The sequence below is a fragment of the Pseudomonas sp. SW-3 genome, assembly GCF_016615645.1.
GTDB classification, from domain to species: domain Bacteria; phylum Pseudomonadota; class Gammaproteobacteria; order Pseudomonadales; family Pseudomonadaceae; genus Aquipseudomonas; species Aquipseudomonas mandelii.
Map to the genome: position 1 here is coordinate 6,318,656 of NZ_CP067098.1, position 26,079 is coordinate 6,344,734.

Here is a 26,079-nt window from a genome sequence, read left to right on the forward strand (position 1 = left end):
TCACCAAGGAGTTTCACCATGTCGCGCAGCCTCTGGACTCGCTTCAAGCTACAGATCGCTTTTGTCATCACTGGCAGCCTGTTGCTGACAGGTTGTGCCAACACCGGCAGCTCGATGCTCGGTGGCAGCGAGGGGGCCGACCCGCGTCTGACCCAAGGCAATGACGCAGAGTTTTTCAGCAAATCCGGTTACCAAGCCTGTGCGGTCGGCGCCGGTGTCGGCATCCTCGGTTGCGCACTGTCCAATAGCAGCAACAAGGCGGTCTGCGCCATCGCCGCCGGTATTACCGCGTGTGGCGTGGCCATGGGCGCGAACTATTACCTGGATCAACGTCGCAGCGAATACTCCGACACCACCACCCGCCTGGCGAAGATGAACAGCGACATCGAGCAAGACACCCAGAACGTGATCGCCCGTACCGCGACCGCTCAGCAAGTCATCAATGATGACCAGGCGCAAATCGCCCAGATCAAAAAAGACATCGCCAACAAGAAAGTCGACAAGGCCAAGGCCCAAGTGCAAATCGCCGAGATCGATTCGAACATCGCGCGCCTGCGTAAAGACCTCGGCAACATGCGCACCAAGGTCACCGAGTACACCAAAGTGGCGGATGCCGAGCGTGCACAAGGCGCCGGTGCCGAGATCAAGCAGGTGGACATGAACATTTTGAAAATGAACCAGAAAGTCGCCGCCCTGCAAAAGGAAGTCGACGGTCTGTACAACCAGCGTTCCGCGATCACCCTGGGCTAAGCACATGACTCTACGACAGCTGGCGGTCCTCACCGCCGTCCTGGCCCTGAGCGGTTGCGCGACGAAGCCGGGCGAATGCGATGCGACCAATCGCGACAGCAGCATGCTGACCAAGATGAACTGCGACTACTCTGGTGGTTATAGCGACCAGGTCAAACAGAAGGAACTGGCCCTGACCGCGTCCCGCCAGGAAAACGCGATGTTCCGCCAGGTGTACGAGAACATTCAGGCCCAGCAGCTCAGCACCAAGACCGACCTGGCCAGCCAGCAGAAGTCCCAGGCAGCGCTGAACCAGTCGCTGGGCCAGTTGCTGACCTCGCTCAAGGCCCGGCATGGCAACCAAAGCCAGGTGCAGAAGCAGATTGCCGGGCTCGAACAGCAGCTCAAGGCCTCCCAGGCAGCGCCCGTGACCAAGACCTCACCCGCGACGCTGGCTGCCAAGCAGGAACAACTGAAGGCCTTGCAGAAGAAAGTGAATCAGCTGCAATTCAGCCTCGGTTACGAAGAGTAACTTTTCACCCCGCAGGCCTGCCGATGGCGGCCTGCACCCTTTTCAGGAATCGTCGTCATGCAGCGGGTCATCAGGGATGCGCAAGCCACACCAGAGGGGATGAGTGCGCTGCAAGCCAAAGTCGCCCTCATCCAGAAACACTTTCCGCCGACCGTCGCCAGCCTCTTCGCCATCCCGCGAATGGGCAGCGGTGACGTGCTGGAATGGTGGACTGAACTGGGTGGCCAACCCACGCCCTATGCCGACCTCAACGAGGACGCGCAACGACGTTTGCTGGAAACCTATGAAGTGCGTCAGACGTCCCTTGGACAGTTGGCGGACGAACTGCAAAAACGCGGTCAGCCCACCGTAGCGGATGACCTGCGCAGCCTGCTCGGCACACCCGAGCTGGATAAACTCTACAGCCTCAACGGCGAGCCGCTGGTGGTGCGCTGGAACCAGCGCCCGCCCAAACCGATCGTGCCGCCAGTTGTTCCAGTGGTGCCGGTAGTGCCGCCGTCGCGTCGCGGCTGGTGGATCGCGGCGGCCTTGCTGGCGCTGCTGTTGCTGCTTCTGGCGCTGTGGCTTTGGTGGTTCTTGCACCGTGAACCCGTTGTCGTGGTTCCACCTGTAGCGCCAGTGGTGACGCCGGTCGAGAAACCGGTTGAGCCTGTTCCCGAGCCTGTCGTGGAACCCGAGCCGGTTCCAGAACCGGAACCCGTGCCAGAACCGGTGCCGGTGCCGGTGCCGGTGCCGGTGCCGGAACCCAAGCCCGTCCCGCCACCAAAACCGGTCGTGGCCGCCCCGCCACCGGCCCCGACGCTGGACAACTTCGCCTGCCGCAAAAAAGCGCCCAACGCAGAGATCCCGCAATTTGTGGTGGTGCTCGACACTTCGGGTTCGATGGATTTGAACATCAAGTCTGTGAAAGCCGACGAGGACTGGTTCTTCGGCAACGAGCTCAACAAGTACCTGGATGTGAACCGCACCACGCAGATCTTCGCCAAACCGAGCCGCATGGACGTCGCCAAGGACTCGCTGGCCGGCATGATCAACGGGCTGGACCCGAAGATCGACACGCGCCTGATCACCTTCGCCGGCTGCGAAAGAACGCCGGACCAGGGCGTGTTCAAGTTTGGCGACCGTCAGCGGCTGATCAACGGGATTCGAGGCCTGGTGCCCAACGACGGCACACCACTGGCCGACAGCCTGGCCCACGCAGCAAGCACCGTCGACGGGCGCAATAACGACGCCGTGATCGTGATGTTCGTCGACGGTGAGGACGGTTGCCAGAAAGACGTATGCGCCGTGTCCCGCCAAATCGCCAGGGATCAACCGCGGCTGCGGGTCAACGTAGTGAAAATCGGTGCCGGCGGCCCGTCACGTTGCATCGCTGAAAACACCGGCGGCCGGGTTTACAGCAGCACCAATGCGGCGGAGCTGGGCAAGCAGTTGAAACTGGCGAGCAAGGAAGTGTCGAGCAATGCCAAGTGTGATTGATCGTCTGATCTGAACATTGAGGTGAGCCCTTCGCGGGCAAGCCTCGCTCCCACAGGTGATATGTCGTTCACAAAAGAGTGGAACGCCACATGCCCCTGTAGAAGCGAGGCTTGCCCGCGAAGACTATTTCAGCGACGCCTCAACGAAACCGGTCAACCTCTTGGCGCAAGTCCGCCGCCAGCTTCTCCAGCTCTTTGGCGGTCACGGCCAGGTTCGACACCACTTCGCGCTGCTCGCTGTTTGCCAGCGCAATGCTTTGCAGGTTGCTGCTGAGCAAGGTCGCGGTGCTGCTCTGCTCCTGGGTCGCGGTGGTGATCGCCGCAAATTGCTGGCCCGCCGAGCGGCTTTGCTCATCGATCCGCGCCAGGGCCGAGGCCACGTTGGCGTTGCGTGACAAACCTTCCTGCATCAGCACATTGCCTTGTTCCATGGTGCTGATCGCATTGCCGGTTTCCTGCTGGATGCTTTGAATCATCCCGGAAATTTCGTCAGTGGCCTGACGTGTACGCGAAGCCAGGTTACGCACCTCGTCGGCCACCACCGCAAAACCACGACCTTGCTCACCGGCGCGGGCCGCTTCGATGGCCGCGTTCAGCGCCAGCAGGTTGGTTTGATCGGCGATCGAGGTAATCACCCCGACGATGCCGCCGATTTCCTGGGAGCGCTGCCCCAAGGTATTGATCACGATGGCGGTGCTGTTCAAGGCGCCAGCGATTTGCTCCAGCGACGAGGACGCCTCGTCCATCGAGGTACGACCGATCTGGGTTTGCTGTGCGTTTTCCTGCGCCAGACGCTGGGTGCTGCCCATGTTGTCGGCAATGTTCAGCGAGGTTGCGCTGAACTCTTCCACGGCACCGGCCATGCTGGTGATTTCGCCCGACTGCTGCTCCATCCCTTCATAGGCACCGCCGGACAGACCGGACAACGCCTGTGCACGGCTGTTGACCTCGACCGAGGCCTTGCGAATGTGCTCGACCATGGTCGACAAGGCCTGGCTCATCTGGTTGAAGGCACGGGCCAGCTGACCGATTTCGTCGTTGCTCGACACGCTCAGGCGCACGCTCAAATCACCGGCGCCCAGGGCTTCTGCCTGACGCACCAGATCACCCAGCGGCGCAAGTTTGCTGCGCAGCAGCCAGACCGCCGAGCCGACGGCGATCAAGGTCGCCAGCAGACTGCCGATCGCCAGTTGAATGCCGACGCTCCAGGTCACGGCGCTGATTTCGGCTTTCGGCATGCTTGCCACCACCGACCATGGGCCGCCTTCAAACGGCACGGCCACGCTGTAGAAGTCTTCGGACTTGTCGCTCCAGAAATCACCCTTGCCCGGGGTTTTCGCCAGATCGACGATGGCCGGGACTGCTTGATCCAGCGCTTGCACACCCGCAATCGGCACCAACCACTTCTTCTGCTCATCGAGCAGCGCCAGCGAGCCGGTCTGGCCGATGCGGAAGCGTTTGAGGTTCTCAAACTGTGCGTTCTGCGCGTCGGTGTAATCGAATCCTACGTACAACACGGCAATGATCTTGCCGCTGCTGTCGCGTACGGGGGTGTACTGCGACATGTAGAAACGTTCGAACAACAAGGCGCGACCCACGTAATTCTGCCCCGCCATCAACCGCGCGTAAGCCGGGTTGGCATGATCGAGCAACGTGCCGATGGCGCGGGTGCCGTCCTGTTTGCTGACGTTTGTGCTGACCCGAATGAACTCATCGCCGCTGCGCACAAACACCGTCGCAACGCCCGCGGTCATCTGCTTGAACTCGTCGACTTCCTTGAAGTTGTTGTTCAACACTTCGCTGCCCAGGTGCAGGCCCGGGGTCTGCGTACCCGCCACGGCCACCGGTTCGTCCGGGTGCACGCTCAGGCCGGCGCTGAAGCGCTTCTCGAACAGACCGGCCAGACGCTGAGTGCTTTCACGCAACGTGCCGTGAAAGGTACTCAACTGATCGGCCAGCAACCGGGCTTCACTGGCCAGGTGCTCTTCGCGGGTGGCGAGGTTGGCGGAGTCCAGCGAACGCAGGGCGAACACGGTACTGCCAGTGATGACGATCGCCAGTATCACGGCAAGCGCAAGACCAAGCTGTGAGGCGATCCGAGCACGAGGTTGAGACATGACAGCTCCTGGCCAAGTGACCGGATCATCCTGATCACGATGCACACTCAGCAAAATTCTAATTAGAGGAATTACAGGGGACCTGCACGAAGGTCCCACCTGCAGATTTTCGGCGGCAAACCTGAATACTTGAGTAAATAGCCGGGATATGGCTCAAGGCCTCTATTGCTGGGGCTTCATCGATTCAGCTCAAGCGTTCGACATCCGGTAAATCCATGGCCCGGACCTCCCCTTGCAGAAAGTCGCTGAGGCGGCGCAAACGTTCACCTCCCGGGCGGGTTCTCGGCCAGACGAGGTAATAATGCTCACCGCTGGCGACAGCCGTCGGCCACGGCAAACTCAGACGACCCTGCGCGACATCTTCCGCCACCATCAGCAAATCCCCCATGGACACGCCATAGCCTCGGGCCGCCGCGATCATGCCCAACTCCAGCGTGTCGAAAACTTGCCCGCCCTTGAGCGAGACCTGATCCGACAGCCCCATGCGCTCCAGCCAACTGCGCCAGTCACGACGATCTGGCGTTGGATGCAGCAGCTCTGCGCTGGCCAGGCGTGCGACGTCCCACGGCTGGTCCTTCAGCAGGTTCGGCGCGCCGACCGGGATCAGTTCTTCCGGGAACAGCAACGTCGCCTCCCAGTCCGGAGGAAAACGCCCGTTACTGAGGATGACGGCGCAGTCGAAGGGTTCGTGGTTGAAGTCCACGGTGTCGATGTCCATCCAGGCACTGGTCAATTGCACTTCGTTGCCCGGTTGCAGGTGCCGGAAGCGACTCAGGCGCGCCAGCAGCCAACGCATGGTCAACGTCGACGGGGCTTTCATGCGCAAGATGTCGTCTTCGGCGCGCAAGGTATTGCAGGCGCGTTCGAGCGCGGTGAAACCTTCACGGATGCCAGGCAGGATCAACCGCGCCGACTCGGTGAGTTGCAGGTTGCGCCCGCTGCGGTGAAACAGCCGGCAGGCGAAATGATCTTCGAGGGTACGAATGTGTCGACTGACCGCACTTTGGGTGATCGACAATTCTTCAGCGGCGCGGGTAAACGAGCTATGCCGCGCCGCCGCTTCGAATGCGCGCAGGGCATACAAGGGAGGAAGACGACGGGACATTGGGAAAGCTCCTATAGCGCGGTTGCGCCACGTTAGCAGAAACTTGCCAGCATGAGTCTGACTCATGCCACCCATCCTTTTTATCCCTTTGTGAAAACCCCGCAGAGCGCCGAGAATCGGCTCTCTCCTGTTTACTCCGATAACCGAGGCGTGATGACCATGCAGCATCCAGCACGTACCGAACTCCGGGCCATCCTGCGGCTGGCGGGGCCGTTGATTGCCTCGCAGTTGGCGCACATGCTGATGGTCCTCACCGACACCTTGATGATGGCGCGCCTGAGTCCCGAAGCGCTGGCCGGTGGCGGCCTGGGCGCGGCAACGTATTCGTTCGTGTCGATCTTCTGCATCGGCGTGATCGCAGCGGTCGGCACCCTGGTGGCGATCCGTCAGGGCGCAGGCGATATCGTCGGTGCCGCGCGACTGACCCAGGCCGGCTTGTGGCTGGCGTGGTTGATGGCGCTGGTGGCCGGCCTGCTGCTGTGGAATCTGAAACCGGTGCTGCTGCTGTTTGGCCAGACCGAAACCAACGTCCAGGCTGCCGGGCAGTTCCTGCTGATCCTGCCGTTCGCCCTGCCCGGCTACCTGAGCTTCATGGCCCTGCGCGGTTTCACCAGCGCCATCGGCCGGGCGACCCCGGTGATGGTCATCAGTCTCGGCGGCACCGTGGCCAACTTCCTGCTCAACTACGCGTTGATCACCGGGATGTTCGGCTTGCCGAAAATGGGCCTGGTGGGCATCGGGCTGGTCACGGCGATCGTCGCCAACCTGATGGCCGTGGCGCTGGCGCTGCACATCCGTCGGCATCCGGCTTACGATGCGTATCCGCTGCGCCAGGGTCTGTCGAGGCCTAACCGCCAGTACCTGAAAGAGCTGTGGCGTCTCGGCCTGCCCATCGGCGGCACCTACGCCGTGGAAGTCGGGTTGTTTGCATTCGCTGCGCTGTGCATGGGCACCATGGGCAGTACGCAACTGGCGGCGCACCAGATCGCCCTGCAGATTGTTTCGGTGGCGTTCATGATTCCGGCGGGGCTTTCTTACGCGATCACCATGCGCATCGGCCAGCACTACGGTGCCGGGCAGTTGCTGGACGCGCGGCTGGCCGGCCGGGTGGGAATCGCCTTTGGCGCGGCGGCGATGCTGGGTTTTGCCATGGTCTTCTGGTTCCTGCCGAATCAGTTGATCGGCTTGTTCCTGGACCACAACGACCCGGCCTTTCGAGACGTCTTCAACCTGGCTGTGAGCCTGCTGGCGGTGGCGGCATGGTTCGAGCTGTTCGACGGCACCCAAACCATCGCCATGGGTTGCATCCGCGGGCTCAAGGATGCCAAGACCACGTTCCTGGTCGGACTGGGTTGCTATTGGCTGATCGGTGCGCCGGCGGCGTGGTGGATGGCGTTCAACTTGAACTGGGGGCCGACAGGCGTCTGGTGGGGATTGGCGCTGGGCCTGGCGTGCGCGGCGGTGAGCCTGACGCTGGCGTTTGAGTGGAAGATGAAAGGGATGATTCGGCGCGAGCCCTCAGTACAGCGTTTCAAAGTCCCTCAGACAGACTGAGACCCCCTGTAGGAGCGAGGCTTGCCCGCGAAGGCGTCACATCAGTCGACATCTTTGTTAACTGACACGACGCCTTCGCGGGCAAGCCTCGCTCCTACAGGGGCGGGGTTAGCTCACGATTTCGAAAGCAGGCTGCTGGCTGCTGCCAAACGTCAGATACTCAACCAACTCCGCCAACGGCAGCGGCTTGCTGATCAGATACCCCTGCACCTGATCGCAACCAAACCCGCGCAACAACTCCAGCTGCTCCGCCGTCTCCACGCCTTCGGCCACCACTTCAAGGTTGAGGTTGTGCGCCAGGTTGATCATCGCGTGGACCAGTTTGCGATTCTCTTCCCGCTCTTCCATGCCGCCGACAAAGCTCTTGTCGACCTTGAGCAAGGCAATCGGCAGGCTGTTGAGGTGCACGAAGGACGAGAACCCGGTGCCAAAATCATCCAGCGAGAAGCGCACGCCCAGGCGCCCGAGGGCGTCCATGGTCTGTTTAACAAGATCGCTGCGGCGCATGACCGCAGTTTCGGTCAGTTCGAATTCCAGCCATTGCGCCTCGACGCCGCGCTCGGCGATCAGCCGGCTCAGGGTCGACAACAACTGGCTGTCCTGAAACTGCCGGAACGACAGGTTGATCGCCATGTGCAGCGCCGGCAAACCACGCTCGCGCAATGCCTGCATGTCCCGCAGGGCCCGGGAAATCACCCAGTAACCGAGCGGTACGATCAAACCGCTTTGCTCCGCCAGCGGCACGAACTCGCTGGGCGCCAGCAAACCGCGCTCGGCATGCCGCCAGCGCACCAGGGCTTCGAGGCCGACGATCTGGCCGTCCTCAAGGTTCAGGCGCGGCTGGTAATGCAACTCCAGTTCGTCACGGCGCAACGCCCTACGCAGCTCGCTTTCGAGGTCGGCCATGCTGCGGGCATTGCGGTTGATGCGTTCGTTGAAGATATGAAAGGTACAGCCCTGAGTGCTCTTGGCTTGCTGCATGGCGATGTGCGCGTGCCACATCAGCGGGTCGGCGCCGGCCTGGGCCCGGGCGTGGGCGATGCCCAGGCTGGAACCGATCAACAGGCTTTCGCCGTCGACCCAGTAAGGTTCGGCCAGGGCTTCGGTGATGCGCTCGGCCATCCATTCAGCGCGCTGAGGCGCGCGGCGGGTGTCGATCAGCAAGGCGAATTCATCGCTGCCAAGCCGCGCCAGTTGATCGCCGGCCTCAAGCTGGCTTTTCAGCCGCGCAACCACTTGCAGGATCAACCGGTCGCCGGCCTGGTGGCCGAGGGCATCGTTGGCGTGACGGAAGTTGTCGAGATCAAGGTGACCGAGGGCCAGGCCACGGCCGTCGTTTTCCGCCAGACGCGCGGCCAGCAAGGTCTGGAAGCCCTGACGGTTGGCGATGCCAGTCAGCGGGTCTTGCTCGGCCAGGCGTTGCAGGGTGTTTTCCAGCAAGCCACGTTCGCGCACATGCCGCAGGCACCGGCGCAGCATGCCGGCATCGAGATGGTCGCGCACCAGCCAGTCGCTCACACCATCGGGCGACGTCAGGGGCTCGTGCTCGAGCAGCAACACTGTCGGCAAGCTGCATCGGCCTGGCAGAGGCTGAAGTGCTGGAATGGTCAACAACACCGCGTTGCGGTTGTCATCGAACAGACTGCTGACCGACTCCCAGCTCGGCGCGCTGATAAGCACGGCCGAGCTCCCCATCGGAGCCAGACACTCGCGCAACAACGCTGCCCACACCGGCTCTTCGGCCAGTAGCAGCAAACGCAAGGGTTCGACAGGCGTAGACAAGCTAGCTCCCTAGACTCTGCAAAGATGTAGGCGACGGGCATTATGCCGCGCCTGTAACCAATGACCAAATGACATCAGTTATCAAACGTGAGTTTGTGTCTGGAATACGAACATTAGCCGCTAATTCACCGCGCATCCTGCTTGAAAGTATCAAAACCGGCAAATAGAGATAGCGTGGTGCGTCACAAGTCGGAGAGAGCAGCACAATTCGCTGAGCCTGTTAAAATGCCGGCCCATTTCACTAACGACTCCCTGATTTCGTATGTCCCGACTCAATCCCCGGCAGCAAGAAGCCGTGAGCTACGTCGGCGGCCCTCTTTTGGTGCTCGCCGGCGCCGGCTCCGGCAAGACCAGCGTGATCACCCGCAAAATTGCGCATCTGATCCAGAACTGCGGCATCCGCGCCCAGTACATCGTCGCCATGACCTTCACCAACAAGGCCGCGCGCGAGATGAAGGAACGGGTCGGCACCCTGCTCAAGGGCGGCGAAGGCCGTGGCCTGACGGTGTGCACCTTCCACAACCTGGGCTTGAACATCATCCGCAAGGAACATGTTCGCCTGGGCTACAAGCCGGGCTTCTCGATCTTTGACGAAACCGACGTCAAAGCCTTGATGACCGACATCATGCAGAAGGAATACTCGGGCGACGACGGCGTCGACGAGATCAAGAACATGATCGGCTCGTGGAAAAACGACCTGATCCTGCCGCCCGAAGCCCTGGAAAACGCGCGCAATCCCAAGGAACAGACCGCCGCCATCGTCTACACCCACTATCAGCGCACGCTCAAGGCGTTCAACGCGGTGGACTTCGACGACTTGATCCTGCTGCCGGTGAAGCTGTTCCAGGAACACGCCGACATCCTCGAAAAATGGCAGAACAAAGTCCGCTACCTGCTGGTGGACGAATACCAGGACACCAACGCCAGCCAGTATTTGCTGGTGAAACTGCTGATCGGCACGCGCAACCAGTTCACCGTGGTCGGCGACGATGACCAGTCGATCTACGCCTGGCGCGGTGCCCGCCCGGAAAACCTGATGCTGCTCAAGGACGATTACCCGTCCCTGAAAGTCGTCATGCTCGAGCAGAACTACCGCTCCACCAGCCGCATCCTGCGCTGCGCCAACGTGCTGATCTCGAACAACCCGCACGAATTCGAAAAGCAGCTGTGGAGCGAGATGGGCCACGGCGACGAGATCCGCGTGATCCGCTGCCGCAACGAAGACGCCGAAGCCGAGCGCGTGGCCGTGGAACTGCTGACTCTGCACTTGCGCACGGACCGGCCTTACAGCGATTTCGCGATCCTGTATCGCGGTAACTACCAGGCCAAGCTGATCGAACTGAAGCTGCAGCACCACCAGATTCCGTATCGTTTGTCCGGCGGCAACAGCTTCTTCGGTCGCCAGGAAGTGAAAGACCTGATGGCCTACTTCCGCCTGATCGTGAACCCGGACGACGACAACGCCTTCCTGCGGGTGATCAACGTCCCGCGCCGGGAGATCGGTTCGACCACGCTGGAGAAGCTGGGCAACTACGCCACCGAGCGCAAAATCTCGATGTATGCCGCCACCGACGAAATCGGCCTGGGCGAGCACCTGGATGCGCGTTTCACTGATCGTCTGTCACGCTTTAAGCGCTTCATGGACAAGGTCCGCGAGCAATGCGCCGGCGAAGACCCGATCTCGGCGCTGCGCAGCATGGTCATGGACATCGACTACGAGAACTGGCTGCGCACTAACAGCTCCAGCGACAAGGCCGCCGATTACCGCATGGGTAACGTCTGGTTCCTGATCGAGGCGTTGAAAAACACCTTGGAAAAAGACGAAGAAGGCGAGATGACCGTCGAAGACGCCATCGGCAAACTCGTCCTGCGCGACATGCTGGAACGTCAGCAGGAAGAGGAAGACGGCGCTGAAGGTGTGCAGATGATGACCTTGCACGCTTCCAAGGGCCTGGAATTCCCTTACGTGTTCATCATGGGCATGGAAGAGGAAATCCTCCCGCACCGCTCCAGCATCGAAGCCGACACCATCGAAGAAGAACGCCGCCTGGCATACGTTGGCATTACCCGCGCGCGTCAGACCCTGGCCTTCACCTTCGCCGCCAAGCGCAAGCAATACGGCGAGATCATCGACTGCGCGCCGAGCCGCTTCCTGGATGAGCTGCCGCCGGACGACCTGGCGTGGGAAGGCAACGACGACACACCTGTTGAAGTCAAAGCCGTTCGCGGCAATACCGCATTGGCGGATATACGGGCGATGTTAAAGCGCTAGAATTGAGCACTTTTTAACCGAACACTTTTTAACCAGGCATTTTTGACAAGCTAGGCGCACATGGCGCCAGTAGAGGAACGCTTCATGGAAGCACTGCACCAGAAAATCCGCGAACAAGGCATCGTGCTTTCCGATCAGGTCTTGAAGGTCGATGCCTTTTTGAACCACCAGATCGACCCGGCCCTGATGAAGCTGATCGGCGATGAATTCGCTGCGCTGTTCAAGGACTCGGGCATCACCAAGATCGTCACGATCGAAGCTTCGGGCATCGCCCCGGCGATCATGACCGGCCTGAACCTCGGCGTGCCGGTGATTTTTGCCCGCAAGCACCAGTCACTGACCCTGACTGAAAACCTTCTGTCGGCGACCGTTTACTCGTTCACCAAGCAGACCGAAAGCACCGTGGCCATCTCCCCGCGCCACCTGACCAGCAGCGACCGCGTGCTGATCATCGATGACTTCCTGGCCAACGGTAAGGCGTCCCAGGCGCTGATCTCGATCATCAAACAGGCCGGCGCCACCGTCGCCGGTTTGGGGATCGTGATCGAGAAGTCGTTCCAGGGTGGGCGTGCGGAACTGGATGCCCAAGGTTATCGGGTTGAGTCGCTGGCTCGTGTGCAGTCGCTGGCTGGCGGCGTCGTGACCTTCATCGAATAAAGCCACACCGCATATCCCTTGTGGGAGCGAGCCTGCTCGAGAAAGCGCTGGATCAGTCAACGATGATGTCGACTGATACTCAGCATTCGCGAGCAGGCTCGCTCCCACAGTGGTTTTGGAGTGGCTGTTATGGCGCGGTGGCCTTGAGGCCGGTGAGCAGTAGCCGCTGAAACAGGTCCTCTTTCAGCCCTTCCGGGTTGGTCAGCTGCATCCGCTCCAGATGCTCGGGAAACGCCGCAGGCTCCGGCGCGTCCAGCGCAGCCTTGCCCAACTCCAGAATCTCCGAGAGCTTGAACTTGCTCTTCAACCAGTTCAGCGACCGCAACAAATCCCTCTCCACCGCAGTGAAATCACACCCCAGCGGATACTCCGGAAACAAATTCGGATGCAACGCCTGAATCGCCTGCAAACGCTCCGGGCTGTTGTCGGCAAAACGCGGATCGATGCGGAAATTCTTCGGCAATTTGCCAACGTTCTGCGCCTGCTCGATCAGCCCCGGCTGGAAGCGAGAGTCGCTGATATTCAGCAATGCCTCGATCACCGCCGCATCGGTCTTGCCGCGCAGATCGGCGATGCCGTACTCGGTGACCACGATGTCCCGCAGATGCCGTGGGATCGTGCAGTGGCCGTATTCCCAGACGATGTTCGAACTGACCTCACCGCCCGCCTCGCGCCAGCTGCGCAACAGCAGCACGGACCGCGCGCCCTCCAGCGCATGGCCCTGAGCAACAAAATTGTATTGCCCGCCAACGCCGCTCAGCACTCGCCCGCTTTCGAGCTGATCGGCCACACCCGCGCCGAGCAGGGTCATGGTGAACACGGTGTTGATGAAGCGCGCGTCCAGGCGCTGCAAGCGTTTGAGTTCTTCCTGACCGTAGAGCTCGTTGATGTAGCTGATGCGGGTCATGTTGAATTCGAGTCGCTTGCTTTGCGGAAGCTCGCGCAGGCGCTCGTAAAAACTGCGCGGCCCGAGGAAGAACCCGCCATGCACCGAGATGCCATCGGTTTGCGCGGCTTCGTCGAGAGTGCCGGCATTGGCTTGTTGCTGGGTCGGCACGTCCGGGTAGACCTTGCGCCGCACGATTCCGGCATCGGCCAGCACCAGCAAGCCGTTGACGAACATTTCGCTGCAACCGTAAAGGCCCTTCGCGAACGGATCGATGCCGCCTTCGCGGTCGATCAACTGCGCCCACTGGCTGAGATTGATATCCGCCAGCAACGCCTTGTAACCGGCATTGTCGGCCTGACGCGCCAGCAACGCTGCGGTCAGGGCATCGCCCATGGCACCGATGCCGATCTGCAAGGTGCCGCCATCGCGCACCAGCGTACTGGCGTGCAAGCCGATGAAGTGATCCTGGAAACCCACGGGCATGTTCGGTGTGGAGAACAGTGTGGTGTTGTCCTTCTCGTCGATCAGCAGGTCGAAAGTGTCGATACCTATTTCGGCGTCACCGGGCATGTAGGGCAAATCGTTGTGCACCTGGCCCACCAGCAGGATCGTCTCTCCCGCCGCCCGGCGTTTGGCGATCATCGGAAACAGATCGAGGGTGATGTCTGGGTTGCAGCTCAGGCTCAGACGATCCGGGTGTTCGGCGTGGCTGGCCACCAGTTGCGCCACGAGGTTCAAACCGGCGGCGTTGATGTCCCGCGCGGCGTGGCTGTAGTTGCTGCTGACATAATCCTGCTGGGCCGATTCGCTATGCAGCAGGCTGCCGGGCTGCATAAAGAATTGATGGACGTGAATGTTGGCCGGCAGGCTGTCTTTGTGAAGTCCGGCGAGAAAATCCAGCTCTGGATAATCGCCAAACACCCGCTCGATGAAGGGTTCGAGGAAGCGCTTTTGCAAACCGTCGCCCAAGGCCGGGCGGCCCAGGCACAGGGCAGTGTAGATCGTCAGCTGCCGGTCGGGCAGTTGCGCGACGCGCTGGAACAACGCGTTGACGAAGTGGTTGGGTTTGCCCAGGCCCAGAGGCAGGCCCATGTGGATATGCGCTGGCAACCGCGCCAATACGTCATCGACCGCCTGCTCGATAGAACACAGCTGCACCATCTGATCCTCCCTTACATTCCGTGAATTGGGGTTGGACCGAGCTTGCCGGGCCTTTACTGCAAAGAATAGTCCCCAAGGAAAATCGCAGGCACAAAAAAGCCGCTCGTAAGCGGCTTTTTCGCTGAAGATGCTGGCGTGTTACAGGCCGGACATTTCTTTGATGGCGCCCTTCAGCTCGTCGTCGGAGCAGTCGGCGCAGGTGCCTTTAGGCGGCATCGCATTGATACCGGTAATGGCTTTGGCCAGGATGCCGTCTAGGCCGCCCTGGTGATCGGCGCGCTCTTTCCAGGCAGCCTTGTCGCCGATTTTCGGCGCACCCAGCAGGCCGGTTCCGTGGCAAGCATTGCAATGTTTTGCAATCACATCTTTAGGCGTCTTGGCACCGCCACCGCCAGTAGCAGCAGCAACTTCCATCCCCTTGCACTCTTGACCCTGGACGCAAACCTGGCCGACTGGCTCAAGGCGTTTAGCAATATCGTCGTTGGTCGCTGCTTGTGCGCTGACTGCCCATAGGGCCAATACGGTTGCTGGTACGGCCAGCATTTTCATAATTAGATTCACGCGTTCACCCTCAATGGTGGCTAGTCACGCCTACGGCCACGGTTCGCAGGCGGGCGCAAGTATAACGGTAACCCCGTCACACTGAAACAACCCCAAAGTCGAAGGGGTCTTGTTGCGCAATGGAAAAACAGTTCGGGTGCCTCCGCCATGCTGGCAGGACGCCTCTTCTCTTAGAAATTCGCGGGCGTAGCTGCGCTGATTAGTCGCGCCGGCGCATCGAACGGATTACGGAAACGGTGTGGCTTGGTACTTTCAAAGTAGTAGCTATCCCCCGCTTCGAGCACAAAAGTTTCGAGCCCTACCACCAGTTCCAGTCGGCCTTCCACCAAAATGCCGGTTTCCTCGCCCTCATGGGTGAGCATCTCGTCACCGGTGTCGGCGCCAGGCGGGTAGATTTCATTGAGGAAGGCGATAGCCCGGCTCGGATGCGCCCGACCGACCAGTTTCATGGTCACTGCACCATCGGAAATATCGATCAGCTCGTTGGCCTTGTAGACGATCTGCGTCGGTTTTTCCTGCAGGATTTCTTCGGAAAAGAACTCGACCATGGACATGGGAATCCCGCCCAGTACCTTCCTCAGCGAACTGATCGAGGGGCTGACGCTGTTCTTCTCGATCATGGAAATCGTGCTGTTGGTGACGCCCGCGCGCTTGGCGAGCTCACGCTGGGAAAGACCTTTGAGCTTACGGATGGATTGCAGTCGTTCACCGACGTCCAAGCTTGCGCCTCCAAGATTCAGGTTGTAGAAATATTGAGCGTTATCATGGCGACAGCGTTCAGTATTTACAACACTTTGGCCTGAATCCTGTTCAGCGAAGCGACTTCCGGTACGGACTGCTGACCGCTAACCCTCGGAATAGAGCTTTGGCACCCGGCGCAGGTTGCAGAAGATCTGATAGGGAATCGTGTCAGCGGCGGCGGCCACGTCGCTGGCGAGGATGTTTTTACCCCACAACTCAACGGTCGAACCCAGGCCGGCCTGCGGTACATCGGTCAGATCGATGCAGAGCATGTCCATCGACACCCGGCCAATCAACTGGCTGCGCTGCCCGGCGACCAATACTGGCGTGCCGGTCGGTGCCTGACGCGGGTAACCATCGGCATAACCCATGGCCACCACCCCGACGCGCATGGGCTTGGGGGTGATGAATTTGGCGCCATAACCGATCGGCTCGCCGGCCGGCAGTTCACGCACGCAGATCACTTTCGATTCCAGGGTCATCACCGGCTGCAAACGGGAGGCCACGGCGTTGGCTTCTTCAAACGGCGTGGCGCCGTAGAGCATGATGCCCGGGCGAACCCAATCGCTCGGAATCTGCGGCCAACCGAGTACCGCCGGCGAGTTGCGCAAGCTGATCTCGGCCGACAAACCTTTACGTGCCGCTTCAAACACAGCGACCTGCTCGGCGCTGGCCTGCTCGTGCAGCTCATCGGCGCGGGCGAAGTGGCTCATCAAGACAATCTTCGCCACCTTGCCGCTGGCCAGCAGCCGTTGATACGCCGCGTGATAATCCTTTGGATGCAAGCCAACCCGGTGCATACCCGAATCGAGCTTGAGCCAGACCGTGATGGGTTTGCTCAACACGGCATTCTCGATGGCTTCGAGCTGCCACAACGAATGCACCACGCACCAGAAATCATGCTCGACGATCAGCGACAGCTCATCGGCTTCGAAAAAACCTTCCAGCAACAACACCGGCGCCCGAATGCCAGCCGCGCGCAGCTCCAACGCTTCTTCGATACAAGCCACGGCAAATCCGTCCGCCTCGGCTTCCAGCGCCTGGGCGCAACGCACCGCGCCATGGCCGTAGGCATCCGCCTTGATCACGGCGAGGGCCTTGGCCCCCGTGGTTTCACGGGCGATCCGGTAGTTGTGACGCAGGGCTTGAAGGTCGATCAGGGCACGGGCTGGACGCATGGCGGCAGACTTCTAGGCGGTCATGGGAATAAAAACCGGCGCTGGCTGACGGCGTGAACCGCCAACAGCACCGGAAGAGGGATCTTTCTAACGTCCTGACAGGCTTACGGCAGAGCGGCGACGACCGACAGCTCGATCAGGATTTGCGGTTCGCACAGCTTCGACTCAACGGTCGCGCGGGCCGGGGCGACGCCTTTTGGCAGCCACTTGTCCCACACCGCGTTCATGCCTTCGAAATGCGCGTCGATGTCTTTCAGGTAAATCGTAACCGAGAGCAAACGGCTCTTGTCGGTGCCTGCCAGATCGAGCAAACGCTCGATATTGGCGAGGGTTTCACGGGTCTGCTGTTCAATCCCGGCATTCATGTCGTCGCCGACCTGCCCTGCCAGATAGACGGTGCCGCTGTGGACAACGATCTGGCTCATGCGCTCATTGGTGAGCTGGCGCTGGATTGACATGTTTTGCGGACTCCTGAAGTTTTGTGCCGTAACGGGAAATATCGAGGCCTTCGGCGCTGATCTGCGGCGTTTTCTTCGCCATCAGGTCAGCCAGCAAACGGCCGGAGCCGCACGCCATGGTCCAGCCGAGCGTGCCGTGACCGGTGTTCAGGAACAGGTTGCTGAACGGGGTGGCACCAACGATGGGCGTGCCGTCCGGGGTGGTCGGACGCAGACCGGTCCAGAAGCTCGCCTGGGCCAGATCGCCGCCCTGAGGATAAAGGTCGTTGACGATCATCTCCAGGGTTTCGCGCCGACGCGGGTTCAGCGATAGGTCAAAACCGGCTATTTCAGCCATGCCGCCGACGCGGATGCGGTTGTCGAAACGGGTGATCGCGACCTTGTAGGTCTCGTCGAGAATGGTCGAGGTCGGAGCCATCGCCGGGTTGGTGATCGGCACGGTCAGGGAGTAACCCTTGAGCGGATACACCGGGGCCTTGATGCCCAGTGGCTTGAGCAGTTGCGGCGAGTAGCTGCCGAGTGCCAGCACGTAGCGATCCGCAGTTTCCAGCTTGCCGTCGATCCATACGCCGTTGATGCGATCACCGGCGAAGTCGAGCTTCTGAATGTCCTGGCCGAAACGGAATTCCACGCCCAATTTGACGGCCATTTCGGCCAGGCGAGTGGTGAACATCTGGCAGTCGCCAGTCTGGTCGTTCGGCAGGCGCAAGGCACCGGCGAGGATATCAGTGACGCTAGCCAGGGCCGGCTCAACGCGGGCAATGCCAGCGCGGTCGAGCAGTTCGAACGGCACGCCGGACTCTTTCAGAACGGCGATGTCTTTTGCCGCGCCGTCCAGTTGAGCCTGGGTGCGGAACAGTTGGGTCGTCCCGAGGCTGCGGCCTTCGTAGGCAATGCCGGTTTCAGCGCGCAGTTCGTCGAGGCAGTCACGGCTGTACTCGGACAGACGCACCATGCGTTCCTTGTTCACCGCATAACGGCTGGCGGTGCAGTTGCGCAGCATCTGCGCCATCCACAGGTATTGGTCTATGTCGGCGGTGGCCTTGATCGCCAGCGGTGCGTGGCGCTGCAGCAGCCACTTGATGGCCTTGAGCGGCACGCCCGGCGCGGCCCACGGCGAGGCATAACCCGGCGATACCTGCCCGGCGTTGGCGAAACTGGTCTCCATGGCAGCGGCCGGCTGACGGTCCACCACCACCACTTCGAACCCGGCACGCGCCAGATAATAAGCACTGGTGGTACCGATGACGCCGCTACCCAAGACCATAACGCGCATTTTCATATCCCTCATCGCGGCTTGCCGCTGACGTTCGTAGTTGTAGAGCATTGATGTGCGCAGTGTAAAAAAGATTAGGCAGTGCTTTTCACTATATAACTGCCTATATTTGGCGAGAATTCTCGGCAAAAACCCTTTTCACGGAGGCGCATCCCCTATGCGTACCAACACTCAGACCAAACGTGAGCTGGACAAGATCGACCGCAACATCCTGCGGATCCTGCAAGCGGACGGACGCATCTCCTTCACCGAGCTTGGGGAAAAGGTCGGGCTCTCGACCACTCCGTGTACCGAGCGGGTCCGGCGCCTGGAGCGCGAAGGGATCATCATGGGCTACAACGCCCGGCTCAATCCGCAGCACCTCAAGGGTAGTCTTCTGGTGTTCGTCGAGATCAGCCTCGACTACAAATCCGGCGACACTTTCGAAGAGTTCCGACGTGCGGTGCTGAAACTGCCCCATGTGCTGGAATGCCATTTGGTGTCGGGGGATTTCGATTACCTGGTGAAGGCGCGGATTTCCGAGATGGCTTCCTACCGCAAGCTGCTGGGCGACATCCTGCTCAAGCTGCCGCATGTGCGCGAATCCAAGAGCTATATCGTGATGGAAGAGGTGAAAGAGAGTTTGTGCCTGCCGATTCCGGATTGAGACTTTGTGGTGTCTGTTCAGACCCCATCGCTAGCAGGCTCGCTCCCACCGCTGATCTTCAGCGGGCACACAGTCTGTGCATGACGCAGATCCAGTGTGGGAGCTAGCCTGCTAGCGATACAGGCGACTCGGTCTTCCCTCAGACGAGGACCTGCCGGGTCGACGCCATGTACTCATGAATCTGCTTCTCCACCCGCGGATGAATCAGCTCCACTGGCCCCCGCCCATTCGGGCACGGCAAGGTCTTGGTGGTCCCAAACAATCGGCAGATCAGCGGCCGCTCGTCATACACCGTGCAGCCATTGGGGCCCAGGTGCACGCAGTTGAGTTCATCCATCGCCGCATCCTGCTCGGCCCGGGTCTTGCGCGGCAGGCGGGACATTTCTTCCGGCGAGGTGGTCACCGGTCCACAGCAGTCATGGCAGCCGGGCACGCACTCGAACGAGGGAATCTGCTGGCGAAGCGTGCGGATTTTCTGGCTGTTGCAGCTCATCGAAGCGGTGACCCAAAGCGGAATAGACCGGGATTCTGACGCAAAAGCCGCGATCCAGACAGCACGAACCGACCAATGTTGCCCGCGCCGGAACGTCCGGCTTATGCTCCGTCAAATTTTATAGACACACGAATCAGGGACGCTCACATGAATGCCCGTGCCCAGCACACTGCCTCTTACTACGCCGCCAGCAGCCTGCCGCAGCCCGATCATCCGGTGCTGCAAGGCGATCTGGTGGCGGACGTGTGCGTGGTCGGTGGCGGGTTTTCCGGGCTGAACACGGCGCTTGAGCTGGCCGAACGCGGCCTCAGCGTGATCTTGCTGGAAGCGCACAAGATCGGCTGGGGTGCCAGCGGACGCAATGGCGGGCAATTGATTCGCGGCGTCGGTCATGGCCTCGATCAGTTCACCGACGTGCTCGGTGCGCAAGGGGTGCGCCAGATGAAACTCATGGGCCTGGAAGCGGTGGAAATCGTCCGCCAGCGTGTCGAGCGTTTCCAGATTCCGTGCGACCTGACCTGGGGTTACTGCGACCTGGCTAACAAACACCGCGACCTCGAGGGTTTCGCCGAAGATGCCGAAGAGCTGCGCAGCCTCGGCTACCGCTATGAAACCCGGCTGCTGCAAGCCGATGAAATGCACTCGGTGGTGGGTTCGGACCGCTACGTCGGCGGCTTGATCGACATGGGTTCGGGCCATCTTCACCCGCTTAACCTGGCACTGGGCGAAGCGGCCGCCGCGCAGCAGCTGGGCGCAAAGCTGTTCGAACACTCGGCGGTGACCCGCATCGATTACGGCCCCGAAGTAAAGGTCCATACCGCCCAAGGCTCGGTCCGCGCCAAGACGCTGGTGCTGGGCTGCAACGCTTACCTCAACCAACTCAACCCGCAGCTCAGCGGCAAGGTGCTGCCCGCGGGCAGCTACATCATTGCCACCGAGCCGTTGAGTGAAGAGCTGGCGCACTCGCTCCTGCCGCAGAACATGGCGGTCTGCGATCAACGGGTGGCGCTGGATTACTACCGGCTTTCGGCGGATCGACGCTTGCTGTTTGGCGGTGCCTGCCATTATTCGGGCCGCGACCCGAAGGACATTGGCGCGTACATGCGGCCGAAGATGCTGGAAGTCTTCCCGCAACTGGGCGGGGTGAAGATCGACTATCAATGGGGCGGGATGATCGGCATCGGCGCCAACCGACTGCCGCAGATTGGCCAGCTCAAGGATCAGCCGAATGTGTATTACGCCCAGGCGTATTCCGGACATGGGGTGAATGCCACGCACCTGGCGGGCAAGTTGTTGGCCGAGGCGATCAGCGGGCAGCAAGGGGGCGGGTTTGATCTGTTCGCTCGCGTCCCGCATATCACCTTCCCCGGCGGGAAGCATTTACGCTCGCCGCTGTTGGCGCTGGGGATGTTGTGGCATCGGCTTAAAGAGTTGGTCTGAGGAAGTTGTAGCGTTTTTGCGGACGCCTTCGCGGGCAAGCCTCGCTCCTACAGGTTATGCGTCGGTCGGAAGATCGACACTAACCCTGTAGGAGCGAGGCTTGCCCGCGAAGAGGCCCTCCAGAACACCGCAAAACTCAGATCCGCCAGAAAGGCTTAAGCCCCTCCTCCCGCGCCTGCTCCCGACTCAACCCCACATCCCTGAGTTGCTCGGGCGTGAGCGTCAGCAACGCCTTGCGCGTGTGCAGACGATGCCAGAACAGACCCCAGCGACTCAGGCCGGACGGCGCATTGCGCATGACTGCCTCGCGCGCACCGTTTTTCTGCCCTGCCGCCAGTTCCTGACTGTGTAACGTCAGCCGCACATCGCTCAAGCCGTTCATTTTGATTGCTCCTGTTTACTTGGGTAGCCAGAGCTTTCATGATGCGCGGACGGCAAAAAGCATTACAGATTCAACGAGACTGTATTAACCCCATACAGATTCTTCGATTCAGCGTCTGAATCCGATAATTTAGCCCCATCTGTACTGGTTAACCGAATCACCCGCATCGAGACTGCGCCATGACCCTTTACGTCAACCTCGCCGAATTGCTCGGCACCCGTATCGAACAGGGCTTCTATCGCCCCGGTGACCGGCTGCCGTCGGTGCGGGCGTTGAGTGTCGAGCACGGGGTCAGCCTGAGCACGGTGCAGCAGGCCTATCGCGTGCTGGAAGACAGCGGGCTGGCGACCCCCAAACCCAAGTCCGGCTACTTCGTACCGGTGGGCCGCGAATTGCCGGAGCTGCCGGCCATCGGCCGTCCGGCCCAGCGTCCGGTGGATATTTCGCAGTGGGATCAGGTGCTGGAATTGATCCGCGCCGTCCCGCGCAAGGACGTTGTGCAACTGGGCCGCGGCATGCCGGACATCACCACGCCGACCATGAAACCGTTGCTGCGCAACCTGGCGCGCATCAGCCGTCGCCAGGACATGCCCGGTCTGTATTACGACAACATCTACGGCACCCTCGAACTGCGCGAGCAGATCGCACGCCTGATGCTCGATTCCGGGTGCCAATTGACCGCCCACGACCTGGTGGTGACCACCGGCTGCCATGAAGCGCTGTCCACCAGCATTCGTGCGATTTGCGAGCCGGGGGACATTGTGGCGGTGGACTCGCCCAGCTTTCACGGCGCCATGCAGACCCTCAAGGGCCTGGGCATGAAAGCCCTGGAAATCCCCACCGACCCGATCACCGGGATCAGCCTCGATGCGCTCGAACTGGCGTTGGAGCAATGGCCGATCAAGGCCATACAGTTGACGCCCAACTGCAACAACCCGCTGGGCTACATCATGCCGGAATCGCGCAAACGCGCCTTGTTGACGCTCGCACAGCGTTTCGACGTAGCGATTATCGAAGACGATGTGTATGGCGAACTCTCCTACAGCTACCCGCGTCCACGCACGATCAAATCCTTCGACGAAGACGGCCGCGTGTTGCTGTGCAGTTCCTTTTCCAAAACCCTGGCACCTGGGCTGCGCATTGGCTGGGTCGCGCCCGGACGCTATCTGGAACGGGTGCTGCACATGAAATACATCAGCACCGGCTCTACCGCGCCACAACCGCAGATTGCGATTGCCGAATTTCTCAAGGCCGGGCATTTCGAACCGCATTTGCGGCGGATGCGCACGCAATACCAACGCAGTCGCGACCTGATGATCGACTGGGTCACGCGCTATTTCCCCGCCGGCACCCGCGCCAGTCGCCCGCAAGGCAGCTTCATGTTGTGGGTTGAGCTGCCGGACGGCTTTGACACCTTGAAACTGAATCGCGCCCTGCATGATCAAGGCGTACAGATTGCCGTCGGCAGCATCTTTTCCGCCTCGGGCAAGTACCGCAACTGCCTGCGGATGAACTACGCTGCCAAGCCAACACCGCTGATCGAAGAAGCCGTGCGCAAGGTCGGCGCCGCAGCGATCAAACTGCTGGCAGAAACGGACCACATCACCGACTGACCTTTCTCAGGAATCCAGCGTCCATATACCGACCTTTGCCGCCAATCGGAACGTTCCTACGTGAGAGTCAGACAGCCCCTACTTGCTCTTCTGCTACTCGCCTCGTTTCTGGGCGGTTGCGCCAGCTTCGACGTTCAACGCGAACCGAGCCAGGCTTTACCCGCCAGCGATTCGGCGTTCGGCCGCTCGATCCAGGCCCAGGCCGCGCCCCACGAGGGCAGGTCCGGCTTTCGCTTGCTGTCCAACAGCAGCGAAGCCTTCATGGCCCGTGCCGAGCTGATCCGCAATGCCCAAAGCAGCCTCGACTTGCAGTACTACATCGTGCATGACGGCATCAGCACGCGGATGCTGGCGGACGAGTTACTCAAAGCTGCGGATCGCGGCGTGCGGGTGAGAATCCTGCTCGATGACACCACCAGCGACGGCCTGGACTGGATCATCGCGACTCTCGCTGCACACCCGCAGATCCAGATCCGCCTGTTCAACCCGCTGCACCTGGGCCGCGCCACGGGCGTGACGCGCACCATGGGCCGCTTGTTCAACCTGTCGCTGCAACATCGGCGCATGCACAACAAGTTGTGGCTGGCGGACAACAGTGCGGCCATCGTCGGCGGCCGTAACCTGGGAGACGAATACTTCGATGCCGAGCCCAACCTGAATTTCACCGACATCGACATGCTCGGCGTCGGGCCGGTGGCGGAACAGCTTGGCCACAGCTTCGACCAGTACTGGAACAGCGCGCTGAGCAAACCGATCGACGAGTTCCTGTCGAGCAGACCGACGCAAAAGGACCTGCAAAATACCCGCACGCGCCTGGAAGAATCCCTGGAAGAGACCCGCAAGCAGAATCATGCGCTCTATCAGCAGTTGATGACTTACACCACAAAGCCACGCATGGACATCTGGCGCCGGGAGCTGATCTGGGCCTGGAACCAGGCGCTGTGGGATGCACCGAGCAAGGTCTTGTCGGACGGCGAGCCTGACCCCCATTTGTTGCTGACCACGCAACTGGCGCCGGAGCTTACGGGCGTCAGCAAAGAACTGATCATGATCTCGGCTTACTTCGTACCGGGGCAGCCGGGGTTGGTCTACCTCACCGGCCGGGCCGACGCCGGGGTGTCGGTGAGTTTGTTGACCAACTCGCTTGAAGCCACGGACGTGCCGGCCGTGCACGGCGGTTACGCGCCTTATCGCCGGGCGCTGCTGGAACATGGCGTGAAGCTGTACGAACTGCGCCGCCAGCCCGGCGAAGGCGGCGGCAGCGGGCCGCATATTTTCTACAGCAAGTCCTTCCGGGGTTCCGATTCCAGCCTGCACAGCAAGGCGATGATCTTCGACCAGCAGAAATCCTTCATCGGCTCATTCAACTTCGATCCACGCTCGGTGCTGTGGAACACCGAAGTCGGCGTGCTGGTGGACAGCCCCGAACTCGCCGCGCATGTGCGTAGAGCGGCCATGGAGGGTATGGCGCCGCCCTTGAGCTATCAGGTGAAACTGGAGAATGACCGGATCGTCTGGGTGACGGAGGATGACGGCAAAATGCACACGCTGACCAAGGAGCCAGGGAGTCTATGGCGCCGCTTCAATTCCTGGTTCAGCACGGCGGTCGGCCTTGAGCGGATGTTGTAGCGTTGCTTCCATCAATCAAATGTGGCGAGGGAGCTTGCTCCCGCTGGGTCGCGAAGCGGCCCTAAACCAGAAGCCCCCGTTCATTCAGACTGAACGAGGGCTCCGATAGGCGACTGCTGCGCAGTCGAGCGGGAGCAAGCTCCCTCGCCACACGCTTGTGCAGGGTTTCAGGCCGGTTCGGCAACTCCACCGAACGCGCCTTGGCGTGACAGTAAGATCACCAACCCGAACGCCCCCGCGGCCATGAACAGCGGCAACGCATGCCCGCTGATCCACTGGCTGCCGGCACCGGCCGCCAAAGGCCCGATCAGGCAACCGATGCCCCACAGTTGCGCAATGTGCGCGTTGGCTCGCACCAGTGCATCGTCGCGATAGCGTTCGCCGATCAGGATCAGCGACAAGGTGAACAATCCTCCGGCGCTGGCGCCAAACAGCACCCACAACGGCCAGATCAACAACGTATCGATGAGCAACGGGATCGCCAGACTCGAAAGCAGCAACACCACCGCACACCCGGTGAACAAAGTGCGGCGTGACAAGCGATCCGCCAGCGCGCCGATCGGCAATTGCAGCAGGGCATCACCCACCACCACGGTGCTGACCATCGCCAAGGCGATTTCCGTGGTGAAACCCTGACGCAGGCAATACACCGGCAACAAGGTCAGGATCATCGCTTCAAACGCCGCGAACAGCGACACCGCCCAGGCAATCGCCGGCAAGCCACGGCAGAAGCCCCACAAGTCGCCAAACGTCACGCTGGCAGCCTCACTGGACGGTGCGCCGCTGCGGCCCAGCAACAGGAGCGGCGCCGCTATGAGCAAGCCGACGCCGACCCAGAAGCCGTAATCGTGTTCGGTGCCCAGAACGCCCAGCAGCAACGGCCCGGCCAGCTGACTCAGCGCGTAGCTGCTGCCGTACAGCGACACCAATCGTCCGCGCCATTGTTCGATCACCAGTTGGTTGATCCAGCTTTCGCCGAGGATGAAGACCAGGGTCAGGATCACCCCGATCATCAGGCGCATCACCAGCCAGACCGGATAGCTCGGCAACAGCGCCAGCAAGCCGATGGACACCGCCCCGGCCCACAGGCACAGACGCATGAGGTTGGCCGTGCCCAGACGCGAGGCCAGATGGCTGGAAATCTTCGCCCCCAGCAGCACGCCAATGGCCGGCATCGCCGCCATCACACCGATGGCGAACGAGCCGTAGCCCCAGCTTTCCAGGCGAAACGACACCAGCGGCATGCTGACCCCCAGGGCCAGGCCAACACTCAAGACAGACGCCAACACGGCGAAATAAGTCGCCCAACGCATGTTCCACGCTCCTGTGGATATTTTTGGCACCGCACAAAACAATGTGGGAGCGAGCCTGCTCGCGATAACGGAA

The 26,079-nt window shown here is 61.0% G+C and carries 22 protein-coding genes; 10 read left to right on the top strand and 12 right to left on the bottom strand.

Annotated elements, in window-relative coordinates; genetic code table 11:
* Positions 1 to 18: 18 nt before the first annotated feature.
* From JIO00_RS28725 to JIO00_RS28735, 3 genes are read left to right on the top strand one after another with little or no spacing between them, the layout of a single operon-like run.
* On the top strand, positions 19 to 750 hold the full coding sequence (locus JIO00_RS28725) for a hypothetical protein (protein ID WP_200667286.1): 732 nt from the start codon (positions 19 to 21) through the stop codon (positions 748 to 750).
* A 4-nt stretch (positions 751 to 754) separates the two neighbouring features.
* Positions 755 to 1,261, top strand: coding sequence for a hypothetical protein (locus JIO00_RS28730; RefSeq protein WP_010465145.1), 507 nt, complete (start codon positions 755 to 757; stop codon positions 1,259 to 1,261).
* A 57-nt stretch (positions 1,262 to 1,318) separates the two neighbouring features.
* Positions 1,319 to 2,740 (top strand): vWA domain-containing protein, encoded by a 1,422-nt coding sequence (locus JIO00_RS28735; protein WP_200667287.1) that lies wholly within the window; start codon positions 1,319 to 1,321, stop codon positions 2,738 to 2,740.
* Between the two features lie 139 nt (positions 2,741 to 2,879).
* On the opposite strand, the gene JIO00_RS28740 is transcribed toward JIO00_RS28735, so the two are convergent.
* Both JIO00_RS28740 and JIO00_RS28745 read right to left on the bottom strand, forming a co-directional pair.
* Complete coding sequence (locus JIO00_RS28740; RefSeq protein ID WP_102595406.1) at positions 2,880 to 4,856, bottom strand: methyl-accepting chemotaxis protein; 1,977 nt, start codon at positions 4,854 to 4,856, stop codon at positions 2,880 to 2,882.
* A 184-nt stretch (positions 4,857 to 5,040) separates the two neighbouring features.
* Complete coding sequence (locus JIO00_RS28745) at positions 5,041 to 5,961, bottom strand: LysR substrate-binding domain-containing protein (RefSeq protein WP_154502218.1); 921 nt, start codon at positions 5,959 to 5,961, stop codon at positions 5,041 to 5,043.
* 159 nt (positions 5,962 to 6,120) lie between these two features.
* On the opposite strand from JIO00_RS28745, the gene JIO00_RS28750 reads away from it, so the two are divergent.
* Positions 6,121 to 7,515 carry a NorM family multidrug efflux MATE transporter gene (locus tag JIO00_RS28750; RefSeq protein WP_200667289.1) on the top strand — a complete coding sequence of 465 codons (1,395 nt, stop codon included), beginning with the start codon at positions 6,121 to 6,123 and terminating at the stop codon, positions 7,513 to 7,515.
* Between the two features lie 108 nt (positions 7,516 to 7,623).
* Here the strand turns inward: JIO00_RS28750 and JIO00_RS28755 are convergent, their stop codons facing one another.
* Positions 7,624 to 9,297, bottom strand: coding sequence for a putative bifunctional diguanylate cyclase/phosphodiesterase (locus tag JIO00_RS28755; protein ID WP_200667290.1), 1,674 nt, complete (start codon positions 9,295 to 9,297; stop codon positions 7,624 to 7,626).
* A 262-nt stretch (positions 9,298 to 9,559) separates the two neighbouring features.
* Here JIO00_RS28755 and rep point away from each other — a divergent pair, with 262 nt between their 5' ends.
* Positions 9,560 to 11,569: a DNA helicase Rep gene (rep, locus tag JIO00_RS28760; RefSeq protein ID WP_010465157.1), complete on the top strand. Its 2,010-nt coding sequence runs from the start codon at positions 9,560 to 9,562 to the stop codon at positions 11,567 to 11,569.
* Positions 11,570 to 11,653: 84 nt separating this feature from the next.
* Positions 11,654 to 12,226, top strand: a complete 573-nt coding sequence (locus JIO00_RS28765) for a xanthine phosphoribosyltransferase (RefSeq protein WP_010465159.1) — start codon at positions 11,654 to 11,656, stop codon at positions 12,224 to 12,226.
* A 127-nt stretch (positions 12,227 to 12,353) separates the two neighbouring features.
* On the opposite strand, the gene JIO00_RS28770 is transcribed toward JIO00_RS28765, so the two are convergent.
* From JIO00_RS28770 to dadA, 6 genes are all read right to left on the bottom strand, one after another.
* The gene (locus tag JIO00_RS28770) at positions 12,354 to 14,276 is read right to left on the bottom strand and encodes an acetyl-CoA hydrolase/transferase C-terminal domain-containing protein (RefSeq protein ID WP_042932481.1); all 1,923 of its coding nucleotides are present in this window, start codon (positions 14,274 to 14,276) and stop codon (positions 12,354 to 12,356) included.
* A 138-nt stretch (positions 14,277 to 14,414) separates the two neighbouring features.
* On the bottom strand, positions 14,415 to 14,825 hold the full coding sequence (locus JIO00_RS28775; RefSeq protein ID WP_077748586.1) for a c-type cytochrome: 411 nt from the start codon (positions 14,823 to 14,825) through the stop codon (positions 14,415 to 14,417).
* A 182-nt stretch (positions 14,826 to 15,007) separates the two neighbouring features.
* Complete coding sequence (locus JIO00_RS28780; protein ID WP_007947433.1) at positions 15,008 to 15,556, bottom strand: cupin domain-containing protein; 549 nt, start codon at positions 15,554 to 15,556, stop codon at positions 15,008 to 15,010.
* Between the two features lie 126 nt (positions 15,557 to 15,682).
* A complete protein-coding gene (gene alr, locus JIO00_RS28785; protein ID WP_102594922.1) occupies positions 15,683 to 16,756 on the bottom strand; it encodes an alanine racemase in 1,074 nt (357 codons plus the stop codon).
* A gap of 104 nt (positions 16,757 to 16,860) precedes the next feature.
* Positions 16,861 to 17,214, bottom strand: a complete 354-nt coding sequence (locus JIO00_RS28790) for a RidA family protein (RefSeq protein ID WP_010465169.1) — start codon at positions 17,212 to 17,214, stop codon at positions 16,861 to 16,863.
* Entirely contained in the window at positions 17,186 to 18,490 is a 1,305-nt protein-coding gene (dadA, locus tag JIO00_RS28795; protein WP_010465171.1) for a D-amino acid dehydrogenase, read from the bottom strand. The genes JIO00_RS28790 and dadA overlap by 29 nt, the downstream gene beginning before the upstream one ends.
* A gap of 157 nt (positions 18,491 to 18,647) precedes the next feature.
* Here dadA and JIO00_RS28800 point away from each other — a divergent pair, with 157 nt between their 5' ends.
* Complete coding sequence (locus JIO00_RS28800; protein ID WP_010465173.1) at positions 18,648 to 19,136, top strand: Lrp/AsnC ligand binding domain-containing protein; 489 nt, start codon at positions 18,648 to 18,650, stop codon at positions 19,134 to 19,136.
* Positions 19,137 to 19,275: 139 nt separating this feature from the next.
* Here JIO00_RS28800 and JIO00_RS28805 read toward each other — a convergent pair whose 3' ends face one another.
* Positions 19,276 to 19,629: a YkgJ family cysteine cluster protein gene (locus JIO00_RS28805; protein WP_007947437.1), complete on the bottom strand. Its 354-nt coding sequence runs from the start codon at positions 19,627 to 19,629 to the stop codon at positions 19,276 to 19,278.
* Between the two features lie 147 nt (positions 19,630 to 19,776).
* Here JIO00_RS28805 and JIO00_RS28810 point away from each other — a divergent pair, with 147 nt between their 5' ends.
* Positions 19,777 to 21,069 carry an NAD(P)/FAD-dependent oxidoreductase gene (locus JIO00_RS28810; RefSeq protein ID WP_154502221.1) on the top strand — a complete coding sequence of 431 codons (1,293 nt, stop codon included), beginning with the start codon at positions 19,777 to 19,779 and terminating at the stop codon, positions 21,067 to 21,069.
* 136 nt (positions 21,070 to 21,205) lie between these two features.
* Here JIO00_RS28810 and JIO00_RS28815 read toward each other — a convergent pair whose 3' ends face one another.
* Positions 21,206 to 21,451, bottom strand: a complete 246-nt coding sequence (locus JIO00_RS28815; RefSeq protein ID WP_010465178.1) for a DUF1127 domain-containing protein — start codon at positions 21,449 to 21,451, stop codon at positions 21,206 to 21,208.
* Between the two features lie 179 nt (positions 21,452 to 21,630).
* Here JIO00_RS28815 and JIO00_RS28820 point away from each other — a divergent pair, with 179 nt between their 5' ends.
* Positions 21,631 to 23,064 carry an aminotransferase-like domain-containing protein gene (locus JIO00_RS28820; RefSeq protein ID WP_010465180.1) on the top strand — a complete coding sequence of 478 codons (1,434 nt, stop codon included), beginning with the start codon at positions 21,631 to 21,633 and terminating at the stop codon, positions 23,062 to 23,064.
* A gap of 60 nt (positions 23,065 to 23,124) precedes the next feature.
* A complete protein-coding gene (locus JIO00_RS28825) occupies positions 23,125 to 24,693 on the top strand; it encodes a phospholipase D family protein (RefSeq protein WP_042932478.1) in 1,569 nt (522 codons plus the stop codon).
* Positions 24,694 to 24,860: 167 nt separating this feature from the next.
* On the opposite strand, the gene JIO00_RS28830 is transcribed toward JIO00_RS28825, so the two are convergent.
* A complete protein-coding gene (locus JIO00_RS28830) occupies positions 24,861 to 26,006 on the bottom strand; it encodes an MFS transporter (RefSeq protein WP_200667291.1) in 1,146 nt (381 codons plus the stop codon).
* Positions 26,007 to 26,079 lie beyond the last annotated feature (73 nt).